Annotated in this window: 16 protein-coding genes; 7 read left to right on the top strand and 9 right to left on the bottom strand. The window is 69.2% G+C overall.

Annotated elements, in window-relative coordinates; all coding sequences use genetic code 11:
• Positions 1-211 precede the first annotated feature (211 nt).
• Together V6M51_RS22530 and V6M51_RS22535 are read left to right on the top strand one after the other, a co-directional pair.
• Positions 212-1,750 carry an enoyl-CoA hydratase/isomerase family protein gene (locus tag V6M51_RS22530; protein WP_332770473.1) on the top strand — a complete coding sequence of 513 codons (1,539 nt, stop codon included), beginning with the start codon at positions 212-214 and terminating at the stop codon, positions 1,748-1,750.
• A gap of 325 nt (positions 1,751-2,075) precedes the next feature.
• Positions 2,076-2,834, top strand: a complete 759-nt coding sequence (locus V6M51_RS22535; protein ID WP_332770474.1) for an SDR family NAD(P)-dependent oxidoreductase — start codon at positions 2,076-2,078, stop codon at positions 2,832-2,834.
• Positions 2,835-2,858: 24 nt separating this feature from the next.
• On the opposite strand, the gene V6M51_RS22540 is transcribed toward V6M51_RS22535, so the two are convergent.
• The 5 genes from V6M51_RS22540 to V6M51_RS22560 all read right to left on the bottom strand — a co-directional run bounded on the left by V6M51_RS22540 (position 2,859) and on the right by V6M51_RS22560 (position 8,405).
• Positions 2,859-3,992, bottom strand: coding sequence for an acyl-CoA dehydrogenase family protein (locus V6M51_RS22540; protein WP_332770475.1), 1,134 nt, complete (start codon positions 3,990-3,992; stop codon positions 2,859-2,861).
• 17 nt (positions 3,993-4,009) lie between these two features.
• Positions 4,010-5,167 (bottom strand): acyl-CoA dehydrogenase family protein, encoded by a 1,158-nt coding sequence (locus V6M51_RS22545; protein ID WP_332770476.1) that lies wholly within the window; start codon positions 5,165-5,167, stop codon positions 4,010-4,012.
• Between the two features lie 114 nt (positions 5,168-5,281).
• A complete protein-coding gene (locus tag V6M51_RS22550) occupies positions 5,282-6,160 on the bottom strand; it encodes an SMP-30/gluconolactonase/LRE family protein (protein WP_332770477.1) in 879 nt (292 codons plus the stop codon).
• A 7-nt stretch (positions 6,161-6,167) separates the two neighbouring features.
• Positions 6,168-7,826: a flavin-containing monooxygenase gene (locus V6M51_RS22555; RefSeq protein WP_332770478.1), complete on the bottom strand. Its 1,659-nt coding sequence runs from the start codon at positions 7,824-7,826 to the stop codon at positions 6,168-6,170.
• A 189-nt stretch (positions 7,827-8,015) separates the two neighbouring features.
• Positions 8,016-8,405, bottom strand: a complete 390-nt coding sequence (locus tag V6M51_RS22560) for a hypothetical protein (RefSeq protein ID WP_332770479.1) — start codon at positions 8,403-8,405, stop codon at positions 8,016-8,018.
• Between the two features lie 289 nt (positions 8,406-8,694).
• On the opposite strand from V6M51_RS22560, the gene V6M51_RS22565 reads away from it, so the two are divergent.
• The 5 genes from V6M51_RS22565 (at position 8,695) to V6M51_RS22585 (ending at position 14,127) form a co-directional block, all read left to right on the top strand.
• Positions 8,695-9,399, top strand: a complete 705-nt coding sequence (locus V6M51_RS22565) for an ion transporter (RefSeq protein ID WP_332770542.1) — start codon at positions 8,695-8,697, stop codon at positions 9,397-9,399.
• Positions 9,400-9,490: 91 nt separating this feature from the next.
• Entirely contained in the window at positions 9,491-10,285 is a 795-nt protein-coding gene (locus V6M51_RS22570) for a phytanoyl-CoA dioxygenase family protein (protein ID WP_332770480.1), read from the top strand.
• A 112-nt stretch (positions 10,286-10,397) separates the two neighbouring features.
• On the top strand, positions 10,398-11,228 hold the full coding sequence (locus V6M51_RS22575; protein WP_332770481.1) for a phytanoyl-CoA dioxygenase family protein: 831 nt from the start codon (positions 10,398-10,400) through the stop codon (positions 11,226-11,228).
• Positions 11,229-11,253: 25 nt separating this feature from the next.
• Positions 11,254-12,129 (top strand): phytanoyl-CoA dioxygenase family protein, encoded by an 876-nt coding sequence (locus V6M51_RS22580; protein WP_332770482.1) that lies wholly within the window; start codon positions 11,254-11,256, stop codon positions 12,127-12,129.
• A gap of 27 nt (positions 12,130-12,156) precedes the next feature.
• Entirely contained in the window at positions 12,157-14,127 is a 1,971-nt protein-coding gene (locus V6M51_RS22585) for a glycoside hydrolase family 5 protein (RefSeq protein ID WP_332770483.1), read from the top strand.
• Here V6M51_RS22585 and V6M51_RS22590 read toward each other — a convergent pair.
• The 4 genes from V6M51_RS22590 to V6M51_RS22605 all read right to left on the bottom strand — a co-directional run bounded on the left by V6M51_RS22590 (position 14,111) and on the right by V6M51_RS22605 (position 18,913).
• Entirely contained in the window at positions 14,111-14,995 is an 885-nt protein-coding gene (locus tag V6M51_RS22590) for a hypothetical protein (protein WP_332770484.1), read from the bottom strand. The genes V6M51_RS22585 and V6M51_RS22590 overlap by 17 nt on opposite strands.
• Positions 14,995-16,359 (bottom strand): MFS transporter, encoded by a 1,365-nt coding sequence (locus tag V6M51_RS22595; RefSeq protein ID WP_332770485.1) that lies wholly within the window; start codon positions 16,357-16,359, stop codon positions 14,995-14,997. The genes V6M51_RS22590 and V6M51_RS22595 overlap by 1 nt, the downstream gene beginning before the upstream one ends.
• 71 nt (positions 16,360-16,430) lie before the next feature.
• Entirely contained in the window at positions 16,431-17,276 is an 846-nt protein-coding gene (locus tag V6M51_RS22600; RefSeq protein WP_332770486.1) for a GntR family transcriptional regulator, read from the bottom strand.
• 77 nt (positions 17,277-17,353) lie between these two features.
• Positions 17,354-18,913, bottom strand: a complete 1,560-nt coding sequence (locus V6M51_RS22605) for a carboxylesterase/lipase family protein (protein WP_332770487.1) — start codon at positions 18,911-18,913, stop codon at positions 17,354-17,356.
• Positions 18,914-18,983 lie beyond the last annotated feature (70 nt).

Genomic DNA, 18,983 nt, shown 5'->3' on the forward strand with positions numbered 1-18,983 from the left:
GCAGTCCCGGCGGCACAGGTTGGACGGGCGAACATCGAGGATGATCAAGAGGCAGGGCAGCTTTCGGCGGCTCTGAACGATCCAGAATCCGAACGCCGCGGGTCACGCGGTGCTGCAGTCAAGACAGCCGGATGGGGAGGTACGAGATGGGAACGGCGAAGACACAGGCGCGCGCGCGCATGTTCCGCCCAGTCGCGCGCCTGGTGGACAGATGAACGCCCTCGCCCACGCCCGCGCGCCGTTCCACGGCCGGACGCAGGAGGCCGAGGCCCTGCCGTTCGCGACCATCGAGATCCGCGCGAGCGTCGCCGTGATCCGCCTTGAGCTCCCCTCGCCTGGACTCTGGGACGCCCAGGAACAGCAGCTCTTCATCACCTCCCTCTTCGACCTGGGCGCGCGCGGTGATCTGACCGCGATTGTCGTTCAGGGCGCGGACGTGTTCGTCGAAGGACCCGGCGCCGCGGCGCCGGACTTCCGCGCCGTGGTCGAGGCCGTGGCCGGCTCGCGTCTGCCGGTGATCGCCGCCATCGCCGGCGACGCCGTGGGTGTCGGGCTCGAGTTCGCCATCGCCTGCGCCGGGCGGGTCGCGACGCGCGGCGCGCGCTTCAGCCTGCCGGACCTGCGGGCGGGGCGCCTGCCCACCCACGGCGCGATCGAACGCCTGCCGCGACTGATCGGCATGACCCGCGCCAGCGACCTGCTGATTTTCGACGCGGCCCTGGACGCCGACCGGGCCCTGGAAGCCGGGCTGATCGACGTGATCGCCGAGCGCGACATTGTCGCCGCCGCGGTCGAGCTGGGGGTTTCGGGCGTTGGCCATGTGCGAGCCTGCCGCCCCGATACGATCGTCCCCGACAGCGACAAGGCCGACCTCTTCGGCGTCCGGCTGCGAGTGCGGCGCGAAGCGCCGGACCAGACCGCGCCGTCGGCCGCCTTGCAGGCCCTGGACGCCGCCGCTCGCCTACCGGTCCGCCGGGCCATGGCCGACACGGCCAGGGCCGCGGTCGCCCTCGCCAAGACCGACCAGGCCCAGGCCTTGGCCTACGCCGCGGCGGGCCGGGCCACCCTGGAGCGCTGGGGGTCGGAGGCCGCGCGCCAGGTCCTGGCCCGCCGGCTGCGCTGGCCCCTGCTGCGCGAGGCCGTCCACCTGCTCGACGAGGGCGCGACGCCGTCCCAGGTCGACCGCTGCCTCATGGCGTTCGGCTTCGGCGAGGGGCCGTTCGCGCTCTCCGACCGGCTGGGCATGGCCGCCCTGTTCGGCGTCGCCGCGGATGGTGCGATCCCCGCCGACCCTTGGCTCTGCTACTCCCCGACCCTGGACCTGATGTCCGACGCACACCGTCATGGCGGATCGGCGCCGGGCTGGTACCGCCGGGCCGAAGCCTCCAGCCATCTGACCTTCGATCCCGAGGTCGCCCGCATCATCCAGGCGTCGGCCACGTTCCAGCGCATCTGCCGCCAGCCGGTGTCGGACGACGTGATCGCCGAGCGGTGCCTGCTGGCGGCGGTCAATGGCGCGGCCGAACTGCTGCAGGTCGAGGACAACCTCAGCGCACCGCTGCTGGACGCGGTCTGGACGGTCATGCTGGGCTTCCCGGCCTGGAAGGGCGGCCCCCTGCTCCAGGCCAACCGCGCTGGCCTCGGCCAGGTGGTCGATGGGCTGCGGAAGCTCCAGGCGCGGCGCAACACCGCCGGCGCGCCCTGCGAGATCATCCTGCGGTGCGCGGCGCGCGGCGAGGGCCTGGGCTGACGCCCTGCCGGCCAGCGAATATCCCGCATGGATTTTTCCGTCCGCCCTGAGCGGATGTGACGGCTCAACGCCCGCGGAGCCCTAGGCTCCACCCATCTTCCTCCCCGGAAGCCTGAGCGGGAGCCCGCGCCCCACGGCGTTGGCTCGATACGCGAAGCGCCGGCGTCCGCATGGGCGCCGGCGCCATTTTCTTCGCGATGGGCGAGCGCCTCACGCCCACATCCCGAAATTCACATGGGCGATAAAGTCCCGATCGGCTCATGACGATCCGCCCTCGGCGTCCACGCGGCCCATAACCGTGACGACATTTTCTGAGGGGAAGACCATGAGCGGACGATTGAGCGGGCGGTCGGCCCTGGTGACCGGCGCATCGCGCGGCCTGGGGCGCGCCACCGCCGAACTGCTGGCGGCCGAGGGCTGCGCCGTGGCCGTGGTCGACCTCAAGGCCCATTGGGCCGAGGCCACCGTCGAGGCGATCAGGTCCGCCGGCGGCCAGGCGGTCGCCATCGGCGCCGACGTCTCCGACCGGGCGGCGTTGGGCGACGCTCTCGAGGCGACGGCGGCGCGGTTCGGACGGCTGGACGTCCTGGTGAACAACGCCATGTGGAACCGCTACGAACCCGTCGCCGCCATCACCGAGGAGACCATGGACCGCATGCTGGGGGTCGGGTTCAAGGCCGTGGTCTGGGGCATCCAGGCCGCCGCCCCGATCATGCAGCGCACGGGCGGCGGATCGATCGTCAACATCGCTTCGGTTTCCGCCCTGCTGGGGATCCCCAACGCCCTGCTCTATTGCGGCGTGAAAGCGGCGGTGGCGGGCCTGACCCGCTCGGCCGCCGCCGAGCTCGGCGCCGTGGGCGTGCGGGTCAACGCCATCGCGCCCTCCACCGTGGACACCGAGGGCGTGCGCGCCGTCGTCTCGGCCGAAAAGATGCAGTCCCGCATCGATCAGACCCCGATGCGCCGGCTGGGCACGCCCGACGACATCGCGCGCGCCGTGCGTTACCTGGCCTGCGAGGACTCAAGCTTCGTGACCGGCCAGGTGCTGACCGTCGACGGCGGGCTGGCCACCTCGTTCTCCTGAGAGGGCCGTTCGCGCCTGCGCGGCTCAGGCCGCGCGGGCGGCGGCGAACTGCCGACGATGCTCGGCCGCGTTGCCGAAGGCCAGATCGATCATCACCAGGCGCTTGAGATAGTGGCCGATGGCCAGCTCATCGCTGAAGCCCATGCCGCCGTGCAGCTGCACCGCCTGGCGGGCGACATAGAGGCTGGTCTGTCCCACCCGGGCCTTGGCCGCCGCGATCGTCTGGCGGCGCGCGGGATCGGATGAACTCACGGCGATGGTCGCCAGATAGGTCATCGAGCGCGCTTCCTCGCAGGCGATGGCCATGTCCACGGCGCGGTGTTGCAGGGCCTGGAACGAGCCGATGGCCTGGCCAAACTGTTTGCGTGTCTTGAGGTGTTGCAGGGTCTGCTCATAGGCCGCGTCCATCGCGCCCACCGCCTCGGCCAGGCGGGCGACGATCGCCAGGTCCACCGCGTGGCGCGCCAGGCCGAACCCTTGGTCGACCTCGCCGATCAGGGCTCCGGCGGATACCTCGACGCCGTCCAGAGACAGGCTCGCATTGCGCCGATGGTCCATGGCGCGGACACTGCGGACGATGAGACCCGGCGCATCCCTGGCCACGAGGAACAGGGTGATCCCCGCCTCCTCGGCGCCTTCGCCGGACGTCCGCGCCGGCACGATGAACCAGTCGGCCTCCGCCCCATCCAGGGCGTGGCTCTTCTCGCCCGTCAGGCGGAAGCCAGTCGCTGTGCGCTCGGCGCGCGTGGAGACCGCGGCGAGCTCGAAACGCCCGTCCGGCTCGGCGTCGGCCAGGGTGAACACCGCCTCCCCCGCCATGGCCGCGGCGATCAGGTCCGTGCGTTCGGGCCCGGCCAGGTGCGGCAGCAGCGTGGGCGCGAACACCGCGCCGGCGACGAAGGGCTCCAGCATCAAGGCCCGGCCGACGCCCTCCATGATCACCATGGTGTCGACCGGCGAGCCGCCCAGGCCGCCGTCTTCCTCCGGCGCCGTCAGGGATAGCCAGCCGAGGTCGGCCATTTGCTTCCACAGGCCGCGGTCGAAGCCCTCGCCACGGCCGGTGCGGGCGCGCCAGGCGGAGAAGTCATAGTGGTCGCGGGCGAAGCGCAGGACGCTGTCCTGCAGCAGGCGCTGTTCGTCGGTGAGCTCGAAATTCATCGGTCGGCGGCTCCTGCCTAGAGGCCCAGCGCCCGGCGGGCGATGATGTTGCGTTGGATTTCGTTGGCGCCGCCGTAGATGCTGGTGACGCGCGAATAGAGCATGCCCATCATCGGCCAGGGCTCGGTGGGCGCCCCGTTTCCGATCGGCCCGAAGGCCGCGGCGTCGTAGCCCAGGGTCTCCACCCAAAACTCGGTGACCTCCTGCAGCAGCTCCGACCAGCGGACCTTGATCATCGAGGCGCGCGGGCCGGAATCCTTGCCCGACGCCGCCTCGGCCATGGTCCGCATGACCATTCCCTCCAGGGCGATCACCTCGATCTCCAGCTGGGCCAGACGGTCGGCGGTCACCGGATCGTCGAGCATCCGGGCCTCGGCCGCGGCGGCCCGGGCGCCGCGCAGCTGCTGGCGGAGGCGCATGGTGGTGGCCGCCGTCACCCCGCGCTCGCGATCCAGCAGCACCTTGCCGTAGCCCCAGCCCTGGCCTTCCTCACCGATCAGGTTGGCCGCCGGAACCCGCACCTTATCCAGGAACACCTCGTTGGTGTGGTGGATCTCGTCCATGGTGATGATCGGCCGGATGCTGATCCCGGGCATGTCCATGTCGAGCAACAGCAGCGAGATCCCCGCCTGCTTGCGCCCCTCCGGATCGGTCCGGACCAGACAGAACATGCGATTGGCGACCTGGGCGTAGCTCGTCCACATTTTTTGGCCGTCGACCACATAGTGATCGCCGTCGCGCACGGCCCGCGTGCTCAGCGAGGCCAGGTCCGAACCTGCGTTGGGCTCGGAATATCCCTGGCACCACCAGTCGTCGCTGGAGAGGATCCGCGGCAGGTAGCGCGCCTTCTGTTCGGCGTTTCCGAAGGTGAAGATGATCGGGCCGATCAGCTCGAGGCCCTGGTGGTACTGGACCGGCGCATCGGCCAATGAGGCCTCGGTCTCGAAAATGTAGAGTTGGGTCGGCGTCCAGCCCGTGCCGCCGTGCTCCTTCGGCCAGGACGGCGCGCCCCAGCCGCGCGCATGTAGCAGCTTCTGCCAGGCGACGAATTCGTGCGGCTCCAGGCGCATTCCCGCGCGCACCCGGGCCTTGAAGGCGTCCGGCGTATTCTCGGCGAAGAAGGCGCGAACCTCGTCGCGAAAGGCCCGGTCGGCGGGGTCGAGATCGAGATCCATGAGCGTCCTGTCGAACAGCGTATGACTGTGTCCAGGTTCTAGGCGGACCGGCCGAACTGTCGCCGCGCCGCCGCCGGCGCGCGCCAAGATCGCATATGAAATCTCGCGGCGCCGTCAGAGCCGGCAGCGTGTCTCGGCGATCCCTTGCACGCCCAGACCCTCGATGGCGAAGAGCCGGCCGCCATCCGGGTGGTCCGTCTTGAGCCGCCCGCCAGAGTCGGAAATCGCCGTGACGTAGAGCACGTCGAGGCGCTCGCCACCGAAGGCCGGGCATGAAGGGAACGGGATCGGGCAGTCGATCAGCCGCTCCAGCTTCCCATCCGGCGTGATGCAGGCGATTTGCCCAGATTGGACGAGCGCCACCCACAGACGGCCCTCGGCGTCGACGGTCGCGCCGTCTGGCGCCGAGCCTAGAGGCGCGGTGTCGATCAGGGTCTCGCGCGGCCCGACCTGGCCCGTCTCGATATCGTAGGCATAGGTCCAGATGGCCTGGCGGAGGCTGTCGGCGAAATAGAGCCGGTCGCCGGAAGGGCTGAAGCAGATCGAATTCGAGATCTCGACGCCGGCCTCCAGCACCTCGCAGATCCCGCCCCGGTCGAAGCGAAAGAGCCTGCCCTCCGGCGTCCCGCCGTCCGCGTGGTGCTGCGAGCCCGTCACAAAGCGGCCCGCGCGGTCCGTCTTGCCGTCGTTCAATCGCTCGGCGGCAAGGATCGCGTCCGGCCTGGTCAGCGGCGTGAACACCCCCGCGGCGAAGTCCACGCGGCACACTTCATGGCGCAGTCCGGCCACCAGTTGTCCGGGTTCGCCGAGCACGATGCTGCCGACCATGTCCGGCGCCGACAGCGAGGTCTGGTCGCCCGTCTCGGGATCGAGGGACCAGATCGCCGGCGCGCGCGCGTCCACCCAGAAGATCCGCTTCAGCACCGGATCCCAGACCGGGGATTCGCCGAGCCGACAGCGGTCGCGTCCGATGATCTCGATGTGCGGCGCCATCCGACGATCAGACCTCGACCGGGCTCTGCGACCGCTCGAACGAGAACCCCCGATAGCCGTCCGCGGTCACGGCCTCGCAGATCTCGCGATACTTGTTGAAGCCGCCGGAATAGAGGCTGAACACCCTCGGCTTGCCCGCGACATTGGCGCCGACGTACCAGGTGTTGGCCTTCGGCATCAGGGACTTCTCGGCCAGGGCCGAGATCGCGGCCATCCACTGGTCTTCCGACGCGGCCTCGGCTTCAACCGTGGCGAGCTGGTTGCGACGCATGTGATCGATGCACTCCGCAATCCAATCAGTGTTCTGCTCGTCCAGGGTGACGATATTGGCCAGGGCCGCGGGGCCGTTGGCGCCGCAGATCATGAAGAGGTTCGGGAAGCCCTCCATGGCGAGGCCCAGATAGGACCGGGCCCCATCGCGCCACTTGTCGCTCAAGCGGCTCCCGCCCCGGCCCTTGATGTCGACGGCCAGCATGGCGCCTGTCAGGCCGTCATAGCCGGTGGCCATGATGAGCACGTCGAGCTCGATCTCCCGAGCCTGGGTCCGCACGCCCCGCTCGGTGAGGCGCACGATGGGATCCTCGAGCAGGTCCACCAGATGGACGTTCGGCTGATTGAAGGCCTCGTAGTAGTTGGTGTCCAGGCAGGGACGACGGGCGAAGATCGGATACCCGCGCGGCTTCAGGCGCTCGGCGGTGTCGGGATCCTTGACCACTTCACCGATCTTGCCGCGGACGAACTCGGCGACGATCTCGTTGGCCTCCGAATTGGTCAGCAGGTCGGAAAACGTGCCCAGGAACGCCAGTCCGCCGCGCGCCCAGGAATCCTCCATCAGCTCCAGACGCTCCTGGGGCGTCACGCTGAACAGCGGGCGGCTGGAAATGGGCCGGACCCCGCCGATCGCGGTGTTGCGCGCCGAGGCCCTAAGCGCAGGGTAGTGCCGTTTCACCTGGGCGACGTACTCGGGGTCCAGCGGCTTGTTCCTCATGGGCATGGTGAAGCTTGGCGTGCGCTGGAACACGAAGAGCTCATCGGCCTCTTCGGCGACGACCGGGACGATCTGGATGCCCGTCGAGCCGGTGCCCACGACGCCGACCCGCTTGCCGGCGAAGCTCACCGGCGCGTGCGGCCACCTGGCGGCGTAGTAAATCTCGCCCTTGAAGTCGTTCGCCCCCTCGAAGCCGACCTCCTTGGGGATGGAGAGCGGACCGGTGGCCATGATGCAGTAGGTCGCCTCGATCATCTCACCGCGATCGGTCCTGGCGACCCACAGGCGACGGACGTCGTCGAACTCGGCGCTCTCAACCCGGGTGTTGAACTGGAACAGCTTTCGGAGGTCGAGCCGGTCGGCGGCGAAATTGGCGTAGGCGAGGATCTCCGGCTGGGCCGCGAACTGCTCGGACCAGGTCCACTCCTGCTGGATCTCCTCGGAGAACGAATAGCTGTAGTCGATGCTCATCAGGTCGCAGCGGGCGCCGGGATAGCGGTTCCAGTACCAGACCCCGCCCACGCCGCCGCCGGCCTCGATCCCCTGCACGGACAGGCCCATGCCGCGCAGGCGATGGACCATGCACATGCCGCCGAAACCCGCGCCGATCACCAGGGCGTCCACCTGCGTCGTGCGACCGTTCTTGCCGCTGGACTGCATCAAGTTGCCGTCGCTCATCTGTCCCTCATCCCTGTCCGATGGTGCCGATGATCCGTGCTAGCAGGGCGCGGCGGCCGGTCAGGGGATCGGGGATGAGGCGCTCCAAACATCACATCCGTGTCGGTTGTGGAGCGGACTTGCAGGCCGCGCGCCGACGGGATTTTGGACGCAGGCGAGATCGAGCGCGCCGCCTGGGCAGCCGACCTGCTAGCCGCAGGCGCGCGATCCGGCCTGGACGAACCCGAACGGGGGTCGGTCACGCCCGCGAAAGAGCGACGGACACCAGGCTTGCGCGCGCAGGCGAGTTCGCAGGGCCGCTTCCAGGTCCTTGCCGGCATGGGCGCTGTCGACGGCGATGATCTCCTGGTCCCGCGCATGGCGATCGCCGCGCGCAAGTCCAGCAACCCCTACGATCTCGGGCCGCGCGCCGCAGGGCCGGCGCGCGACGATCAGCGGACCGGACGCGGCGAGGCGGATCAACCGAACCGGTGTAGCTTCGGCCCTCGATCCCAAAAGGCCGGCTATCTCAGCGATCGCCTGGTCGTCGATCTCCGCGCCGGCGAGGCGCACGAACTCAAGCTGGTCGTTCCGGCTCATACGCAGCCCCCCGCGATAACCCTGATCCTAGCGAGGCCCGATTCGTGGCGAGGCAGAAGGCCCTGGCGCATGACCGCGGCGATTTGATCCTCGCCATGGATCGACAGGACCGACCCCTTCGGTTCGAGGATGGAAGGCCCGCGCGTCAGGGATAAGCTCGCGGCGATCAACCGGGGCCAGACGCCACATGACTGCAGGGCAAACACCGTCGCTTCGGCGGCGGCTCCACGCGCAACTGGACCCAAGAGCGCGCAGGGCGAAGGGGCTGTCGCGGCTCAATCGCGTGCTGATGGTCCTTATCCTCCTCGCCACAGGCCTGGCGATCGTCGAGACCGAGCCCACCCTCGCCGCCGCCTACGGAGGGATCTTCGTCCTGGCGGAGGTCACGCTGGGGCTGCTCTTCAGCCTCGAATACGCGCTGCGCCTCTGGACGGCGCCGGAACGGAACCTCGAGGTCCGCCCCTGGCGCGAACGGGTGCGGTTCGTCTTCTCACCAGCGGCGATCGCGGACCTCATCGCGATCCTGGCCTCGCTCGCGGTGTTCGGCGGTTCGAGCGCCATGCTGCTGCGCTTGATCCGGGTCGGACGGATCCTGCGCCTGGCCAAGCTCGGGCGCATGTCGCGGGCCCTCGACCACATGGTCGAGGCGGTCACGACGCGGCGCGACGAGCTGCTGCTCAGTCTCGCGGCGGGGTTCTTCCTGATGATCGTCGCGGCGACCGCGCTCTACCTGGCCGAAGGCGCCATCCAGCCTGACAAGTTCGGCAGCATCCCGCGCGCCCTATGGTGGTCGGTCGCGACCATGACGACGATCGGATACGGCGACGTCTATCCGGTCACCGTGCTCGGCAAGGTGCTCGCCGCCGTCACCGCCATCTTCAGCATCGGCGTTATCGCCATGCCCACCGGCATCCTCGCCGCGTCGTTCAGCGACGCCATGCAGCGCCACCGGAGCGCGCTGCAAGAGGCCTCGGCCGATGATTCCGCGCCCTGACCCAGAGCACCGCGGCGCCTGATTTTCGATCTATATTGTGGTTTGACTTATTTTCTTGATATGTTTTTCGACACTCAAGGAGGACTTCGCCATGGATCGTGACGCCCAGCAGGCCGCATGGCGGGACGACGGGTTCTTCGTGCAAAGGGGGCTGGTGTCGCCCGATGAGGCGAGGGCCTGCGAGGACGAGGTGATCGACCGCATCCGGGCCGATCCGCCCGAGCGCCACGCCGGCGAGATCGCCTATATGTCCGGGCCCAGCTACCTGATCTATCCCGAGACCGAGCCCTCGCCCGGCGCGGTGAACCCGGAAGACCGGGTCTCCAAGGTGTTCAACTGCCATGTGGAGGGCGCCGCGCGCGCCATCGCCGAGCGCAAGGCCATCGTCGACGTGGTCGAGACACTGCTGGGCCCCGACCTGGACTGTTTCCAGAGCCAGTTCATCTTCAAGAACCCCGGCGTCATCGGCCAGCCGTGGCATCAGGACAGCTACTATTTCCGGTTCGACCGCCAACCGCAGATCGGGGTGTGGGTGGCGCTGTCGCGCGCGACCCTGGAGAACGGCTGCCTCTGGGTGCTGCCGGGCTCGCACACGGGGGAGATCCGCGAGCATGTCCCTGACCGGCGCCCCGCCGCCAACCGCGGCTATCTTGAGATCGTCGGCGAAGACACCTCGCCCAAGGTCCCGTCTCTGATGGAGCCGGGCGACGTGCTCTTCTTCCACAGCTACCTGATGCACATGTCGACCGACAACGTCGCCGACGAGCGCCGCGCGGCGATGGTCTACCACTACGGCCGCGCCGGGACCCAGGCGGAGACGCCGGCCGCCGCGGCGCAGCTTTCCCGCGTCAACCGCTGGATGCCCGTGCGCCGCCGCGCGGCCTGAAAACGCCACGGGCCGGGGCGGTATGCGCAGGAGATAAAATCGACAAAATATTGCATTGACCTCCATATTCGATCTATTTTAGGGTCGCTTTATTGACTTTCGGAGACTGCGCATGACCCTGCCCGCCAGCGCGCCGCATACAGCGCCGCGACCGCACCCGCTCAATGACGGTTTCCGATGGCGGGACGCGCGCACCGAGGGCCTGCGCCGGCTGACGCGCGAGCAGGCGGAGCAGTTCAATACCCTGGGCTATTTCAAGCTTGAGAAAGCCTTCACGACCGACGAGCTCACCGCCGTGGCCGCGGCGATCGATCCGCTGGAGGCCGAGCACGAGCGCCGGGTGCGCGCCCAGGGCGGCAGCATCCGGCTGTCGTCGCTCGACGCGATCACCTTCACCACCCACATCGTCAAGGAATCGCCGGTGCTGAAGGCCTTCGCCCAGCATCAGGTCTTCAAGGACATCTGCCACGACCTGATCGGCGACGACGCGCGCCTCTACTGGGACCAGTCGGTCTACAAGAAGAGCGGCAAGCCGCAGGAATTCCCCTGGCACCAGGACAATGGCTACACCTTCGTGCGGCCCCAGCAGTACGTCACCTGCTGGACGCCCCTGGTCGACGTCGACGAGGAGAACGGCTGCCCCTGGATGGCGCCGGGCCTGCACAAGCTGGGCACCCTGACCCACTGGCTGACCCCGATCGGGAAGAAGTGCCTGGAGGACGTGCCGGACGCCGTGGCCGTGCCGGCCAAGGCCGGCGACGTGATCGTCTTCTCCTCGCTGGCGCCCCACCGCACCGGTCCGAACCTGAAGGCCGATACGGTGCGCAAGGCCTATATCCTGCAGTATGCGCCGGATGGCGCCCTGGCCTATCCGGACGACGGTAGGGTGGTCGAGCAGGACGATGCCGACCGGCAGTTCAAGATCCTCGAAGGCGGCCGCTAGAGCCGCGAGCCTTAGGGAGGCGCGGATGAACCTCGAGATCGACACCCGGTTGGTCGAAGCCTACCGGCGCGACGGCTTCGTCCACGCGCCCGGCTTGCTGAGCGCCGCCAAGATCGCCGAATACGGCGCGGCGGTCGACGAGGCGGTAGCGCGCCGCAAGGCCCGCGACACCCGGACCCTGGACGAGAAGACGCCCTATGAGCAGTCGTTCATCCAGTGCCAGTACATCTGGGAGGACTTCCCTGAGGTGCGCCCGCTGACCTTCCATCCCAGGGTCTGCGGCCTGGCCGCCGCCCTGATCGGCGCCCCGCGGCTGCGCCTGTGGCACGACCAGGCGCTCTACAAGGAGGCCGGCGGTCGCGAGACCGAGGCCCATACCGACCACCCCTACTGGCCGATCGCCGGGCGCGACAACACGCTGACGGCCTGGATCCCCCTGCAGGCCGTCGATCTGGACGTTGGCTGCATGGGCTATGTGCCGGGCAGCCAGAACGACGAGGCCGCCTTCATCGACATCTTCACCGCCCCCGGCGCCGGCAAAGCGCTGGAGGCCCGCTACGCCGACACCCCGGCGCGGTTCGTGCCCTGCGCGCCCGGCGACGTGATCTTCCACCACGGCCACACCGTCCACATGGCCAAGCCCAACCGCTCGGACCGCACGCGCAGGGTCTATACGGCGATCTATTTCGCCGATGGCGCCCGCAGGGGCGGCGATCGCGCCCATCCCTCCGTCGACCGCGACGGCATAGGCGACGGCGGCGTGATCGACGGCGCGGCGACTCCGCTCGCCTGGCCGCTGCCGGACGGTCGTCTGCCGACGCCCGCGCCCTGGCCCGAGATGACCGGCAGGCGCGCGCAACACGCCAAGCTCCTGGGCATCGTGCCGGACACCGCCGGCTGAACCCGTCCAACGCCTCAAGGTAATCCCATGCCCCTGCCCCCCGTCCGCCGCCAGGGCGACCTCTTCGTGGACGCCCATGGCCGGCAGGTCACCCTGCGCGGGGTCAATCTCGGCGGCGACTGCAAGGTCCCTTATCCGAACGGCGGGACCAATTTCCCCTCGGACTTCGCCGATCACCGCGACGTCTCCTTCGTCGGCCGCCCCTTTCCCCTCGCCGAGGCCGACGAGCACCTGGGCCGGTTGAAGCACTGGGGATTCAACGTCGTGCGACTGCTGACCACCTGGGAGGCGGTCGAGCACAGCGGGCCGGGCCTGTACGACACCGACTATTTGGACTTCCTCGCCGAGGTCTGCCGAAGGGCCGGCGAGCACGGCCAATATGTCTTCATCGACTTCCACCAGGACGTCTGGAGCCGGATGACCGGCGGCGATGGGGCGCCGGGCTGGTGCTTCGAGGCGGTGGGGCTGGACCTCACCAGGTTCCACGCCGCCGACGCCGCTCATGTGATGCAGCGCAAGTTCGACTACGCCGATCCTTCGGGACGCCAGGCCGCCTATCCGCAGATGAGCTGGGGCTCCAACTACCGCCTGCCGGCCAACGGGATCATGTGGAGCCTGTTCTGGGGCGGACGGCTGTTCACCCCGGACTTCATGATCGAGGGCGAGAACGTCCAGGCCTTCCTGCAGAACCGCTATCTGGGCTGCCTGGACCAGGTGGCCCGGCGCATCGCCCACCTGCCCAATGTGCTTGGCTTCGACACCCTGAACGAGCCCGGCGTCGGCTATTTCGGCGAGCCGCTCAGCTATCGCCACCTGGGGCCGAGCGAGATCAATCCGGCCCGCGCCCGGCCGGGGGCCGCCCTATCGCCGCTGGACGCGCTCGCCATGGCCCGCGGGCTTACGGTCGAGGTCCCGGTCCTGAAGCGCAACATGGAGACCAGCATCGCCGAGCCCGCCGGCCAGCGGACCATGAACCCGGACGGGGTCTCGATCTGGATGACCGACTGCCCGTTCGAACGGGCCGGCGCCTATGCGGTCGAGGGCGGTCGCGCCAAGCCCCTTCGCGAGGACTTCTTCCAGGTCGCCCAGGGGCGGCCCGTCAACATCTCCGACGACGGCTTCGGGCCGCTGTTCCATGAGGTGGCGCGGGTCATCCGCAAGCACGAGCCGACCTGGCCGATCTTCGCGGAACTGGACGCCTTCGGCGCCGCCGCGGGCCGGCCCTTCCCCACGCCCATGCCGGAGAATTCGGTCAACGCCAGCCACTGGTACGACGCCACCACACTCTTTCTGAAGAGCTTCGACCCTACGAACCACTACGACTTCATGACCGGCGCCCCGGAGCGGGACCCCGGCGCCATCCGCGACCGCTATGTCCGCCAGCTGGCGGGACGCCAGTCGTACAGAGAGGCTTTCCCGGGCGACGCGCCCAGCCTGATCGGCGAGTTCGGCATCCCTTACGACCTCGACGACGGCGCGGCCTATGAGCTCTTTGCCCAAGGCCGGCGGGACGAGGCGATCTGGGCCCGGCACACCGCCGCGCTTGGCCTGATGTACGACGCCCTGGACGCGCTTGGCCTGCACTCGACCCAGTGGAACTACACCGCCTCCAACCGCAACGACCTGCGCATCGGCGACGGCTGGAACCAGGAGGACCTGTCGATCTTCTCCCGCGACCAGCAGGAGGACCCGGCCGATCCCGACAGCGGCGGTCGCGCCATCGAAGGCTTCTGCCGGCCGTTCGCCCATGCGGTGCAGGGCCGCCTGACTCGGGTGAGGTTCGATCGCGCCGCACGCCGGCTGGAGATCGACTACCAAGCCGATCCGGCGATCGCCGCATCGACCGAGATCTATGTTCCCAAGCGGCAGTTTCCGGACGGCGTCAACACCCGCGTCGAGGGCGCCGCCGCCGACCTGGACATCGCGCCGGACGCCCAGCGGGTGCGGATCACCGCCCTCGACGCCGGCTCGGTGCGAGTGATCATCCAGGGGCGCTGAGCGCGGCGGCGGCCCAGCATTCGCGCGCCACCTGCAGCAGGAACAGCGACTCCGTCCAGCGGTCGCTCTCCTCGCGTAGCGCGCCGTCAGGTCCCGGAACCATCTTCGGATAGAAGGCCCTGGCCGGCAGCAGTTCGGGGTGGACGGCGAAATAGTCGCCCGGCGCCGCCGACGCCAGATAGCTCTCGAACACCGCTGTCCACATGCGTCGGTAGTAGTCCAGGTGCCGTTGTTCGGCCGGGTCGCTGGCGGTCACCTGGCCGAAGGCGTTGGACGAGACGCGCAGGTGCATGAAGCGGGTGCGCTGGAAGATCGGGCGCAGCTTCTCGAACTTCATCTCCATGTCGCCATAGGTCATCTCGTGGCCGATGTACCAGTGGGCGAAATCACCGTTGAAGCGCATCTCCGGGAAGCGTTCGACTAGGTCGAGGGTGCGCTTGATGTCCTGGGTCATCGTCGCGCGATGGGTCTCCAGATAGATCGGATGGCGCTCCTGCTCGGCGATCTCCAGCAGGGCCTCGCCCAGCCGAAAGAGCTCGTCGTCGGTCTCCAGGCCGGTGCCCAGATGGGCCGTGGTGCAGTCGCAGCCGGCGTCGCGCCACCTGATCGCCGTGGCGCGCAGCTGATGCGCGTCGAAGGCGCGCGCCATGCCGGTGGGCCGCAGTCCGTGGGCCAGGGCAAGGGCCGGCTGCAGGGTCTGGATTGCCTCGTAGCCGGCCGCCTTCAGGGCCGCATAGACGAGGTCGTCCGACCCGCGCGGGCCCGCCGACCATTCCGGCAGCTCGGCCAGGGTGACGAAGCTCACCCCGGCCAACAGGCGCGGAGCCCGGTTCGAACCGTCATTGGTGTTGGGGGGCGCCGCAGCCATCATCCGGCCTCCGCAACAGTCGGGCGGCGCAGGGCCAGTTCGCCGACGATCGCCTCGTGGGTCCCGTGCCGCAGGGGGTAGAACAGCATGGCCACCCCGCCCAGGATCAGGCCGGCGGCCGGGAAGGCCACCATGATGGTCTTCATGCCCTCCAGGGTCTCGGCGCTTTGCTCAAGGTTCGGCCGGTAGCCGACCAGGTCCAGGGTCAGGCCGAACAGGCCCGCGCCCACGCCCAGCGCCACCTTCAGGAAGAACTGCCCCAGGCCAAAGACGAAGGACTCCGTCCGCACGCCGCTGACCCATTCGCCGTACTCCACCGTATCGGGCAGCATCGACCAGAAGGTCATGGCCAGGCCGAGCGACGCGATCTGCATCCACAGCAGGAAGGCGATCATCACCGCCGGCGAGCGGACTTCTCCGATCCCGAAGGCCGCGAGCCCCGCCAGGCCCCAGGCGGTCGCGACCAGCCAGGCGTTCCGCTTGCCCGTGAAGCGGGTGACCACCAGCCAGAAGGGCACGATCAGCAGGCCCGACGCCGCGCCCAGCGAGAGCGCCGTCCGCGCCGCCGCCTCGGCGTGCAGGTAGTACTTGAAATAGTAGAGCACCGACTTGCCCAGCGCTGTGGAGCAGACCACCGCTGAGCCGATGCCGGCCATGACGATCCAAAACGCCCGGTTGCCGCGCAGAGCCCGCCAGTAGTCGGCCATCCGCATGGGCGGCCCTTGCTCAGCCGCCTCCGCCGGCTCTCGGGTGGAGAGGAACACGATTGGGAAGATCACCGTGGCCACCAAGGCCAGCACGGCCGCGGCGGCCAGGTAGCCGCGCGCCGGGTCCCCTGCCCCGAACCGCGCCGCCATGGGCTGGGTCGAGAGCGCCACGGTGAGGCCCGCCAGGGTGGCGAACATCATCCGCAGGCCGGCCAGGGTCGAGCGCTCGCTGGAGCTGCGGGTGATCCGGGCGTTCAGCGAGGTGTAGGGGATCGACAGCATCGCGTAGCAGGAGCGGAAGATCATGTGCCCGCCCAGCATCCAGGCGGCCAGGCCCCAGCCCTCGAAGGGCGGGCGGTAATAGAGCAGGCAGAAGGTCAGGGCCAAGGGGACCGCCCCCAGCAGCAGATAGGGCCGGTAGCGTCCGAACCGGGTCCGGGTGCGGTCGGCGAAGGCGCCGATGACCGGATCGATCGCTCCGTCCCAGATCGAGGCGACCATGTAGATCAGACCGGCCGTGGCCGCCGGCAGGCCCACGGCGTCGGTGTAGAAGAACAGCAGAAACAGCGAGACGCTCTGCCAATAGAGATTGCAGGCGTAGTCCCCAGCCGCGAAGCCGACCCGGCGGCCCCAACTCAGCGACGCATCGCGATCCAAGATCATCCCCCCAGGCCGCGCATCGCCCTGGATCAACAATATCTAGAATCGGACGACTGGCAATTTCCGATCTATTTCTTCGACGCCTTTTTGTCGGCTTCCGCCAAGCGGGGCCGGCCGCGCGGACGGGGTGCGCCCTCCCCAGAAGGCTTGGCGACCCGGCGTGGCTTGCGCGAACTCTCGCCACGACGCTTCAGGGCGGCCACCACCGAGTCCCGCACCGGACGCGCCAGGGCGCCGGACTCGTCGAGCAGGGCCTGGACCCGGGCGGCGTCCCGGGCGATCAGGGCCTCCACCATGCGCTGGCTTTCCGCGGCATGGTCGCGCTCCAGGTCGCTGCTCAGGTCGGCGAACAGCAGGCCGTAGCGCTCGGCCCGCGCGCCCACATTGCGGAACAACCTGACCAGCAAGGGCGAGCCGCAGCCATTGACCAGTTCGCCCTGCAGGTCGCCATAGGCCCGTTGCCACAGCTCGCGGACCTCCGGGTCCTGGTCGCGCGGCACGGGGCGCACCTTCATGGTCCGGTGCAGCTGGACCACCACCCGCTCCTCCCAGGCGTCGTCGCCGCGCTCCATGGCCAGGTCCAGGGCCAGCATGCGGAGCCGCTGATAGACCAGCAGGACGTCGTTATAGTCCTCCACCGAGACCGGGGCGACGCGATGGCCCTTCTGGTGTTCGTGGACAATCAGGCCGGTGGCCGAGAGCCGGTTGATCGCCTCGCGTATCGGGGTGTGTCCCACCCCATAGAACTCGCTGAGCTGCTCGACCTTCAGCCGCTCCAGGGGTTCGAACACACCGCGCACGATGTCGCGCCGCAGCCAGAAGACCACCGCTTCGGTGGGGCTCTTGCGCGGGTCGCCGGGAAACACCACGCCGGGGGCGGTGAAGGTGGCGACGGAGGGTATCTGGGTCGGCACGCGGGATGGATCCTGCTGAATCGGAAACGGAATATTTCCTACAGCCTAGATCGGTTCCGGCATTCAGGGAAACCGACTCAGGGCTTTGGCCAGCTGGCCTCGATATAGTCCAGGCGCGCAGCGCTGCGTCCGGCCAGCGGCGCGCCGCCGGACGCCATGAAGTTCAGCAGCGTGTCGGCCTTGGGCCGGTAGGCCGGCCAGGACGGGCGGCCCGCGCCGTTGGGGTCGCCGTACGCGGCGAAGGCCGTCCAATACCGGCTGACGACGGCGGACATGGCCCGATCCTGCGCGCTCACCTTTGAATCGACCTGGCCCACGGTGTCGAACACATAGGCGATCTCGGTGGCGTGCCCAGCGCCGGGGGTCGTGGCGCGCTTGGCCTCGGCCACATAGTCGAACTGGTAGAGGAAGACGGGGTGTCCGGCCCTGGCGTGGGCGCGCGCCAGGAAGCGAGCCGGCTCCACGAAGATCAGGTCGCTGAGGAAGTTCGCGGCCAGGCCGTCGTCCCCGCCGTTGGGGTCGTAGATCTTGCGCAACCCCGCCTCGGCCGGACCGAACTTTGCGGCGGCCTGCTTGGCCCAGCCGCCGGTCACAGCCTTTGCGCCGGCAAGCTCGGCGCTGTTGAAGCCGATGATCAGCGGGACCGGCGCCTGCTCGCCGCGCGCGAAGATGGCGCTGGGATTTCCGGTCACCACCCGCCCGTCGATCATCGGACCCGTATAGTCGTCGCGGTTGCGGTTGTTGAAGAAGGCCAGGTCGCCCAGCACCTTCTCCGCCGGCAAGGCGCGCAGGGCCGCGGCGTCGGGCGCCTTCAGCCCCGCCTTTTCGGCGAAAGCCTCTCCCGCGGCGTAGCCCGCCGGAGCATCGGCGCCTGAGGCCTCGAGGCTGGCCAGCACGTCGCGGCCGCCTCCGGATTCGACGATCGCCTTATGGAACAGGCCGCGCGCGGCGGGCGAGCCCATCAGGGCCAGCACCGATCCGCCCCCGGCCGACTCCCCGAATACCGTGACATTCGTCGGGTCGCCTCCGAAGGCCGCGATATTGCGCTTAACCCATTGCAGGGCGGCGATCTGGTCCATGATCGCATAGTTTCCCGTCGGCTCGCCGGGGCGGGCCAGGGCCGGATGGGCGAAGAAACCGAACCGCCCCAGCCGGTAGTTCAGGGTCACCACCACGACACCCTGGCGGGCCAGGGCCGCGCCGTCCGAGACCGCCATGGCCCCGGAGCCGATGGTGAAGCCGCCGCCATGGATCCAGACCATCACCGGGCGGCCCTTGGCCTGCTCCGGCGCCCAGACGTTCAGATAGAGGCAGTCCTCGCTCCTCGGCTGGCCCGAACCCGGATCGACGAAGGTCGGCAGCGGATGCTGCAGGCAGTCGGAACCAAACCGGCTGGCGTCGCGCGGCGCGGTCCAGGCCGCAACCGGCTGGGGCGGACGCCAGCGCAGGTCGCCGACTGGGGCCGCCGCATAGGGCACGCCGCGGAAGGCCGCCACGCCGCCGGCGGAACGGCCCTCGATCGGCCCGCCGTCCACCAAGGCCCTCGCACGTTCGCCCGCGAGCGGCGGTCGCGGCTCGGCTTGGGCGCAGGCGGCCAGGGCGAGGCTGAGGGCGAGGGCGAGACCGAGGACACGCATGCAGATCACCTTGCCGAAAGAGGGGGACGCCGGTCGGGCGTCCCCCAGGTCGTCGGGGAGGAAACGCGCT

The organism is Phenylobacterium sp. (assembly GCF_036677185.1).
Lineage (GTDB): Bacteria > Pseudomonadota > Alphaproteobacteria > Caulobacterales > Caulobacteraceae > Phenylobacterium.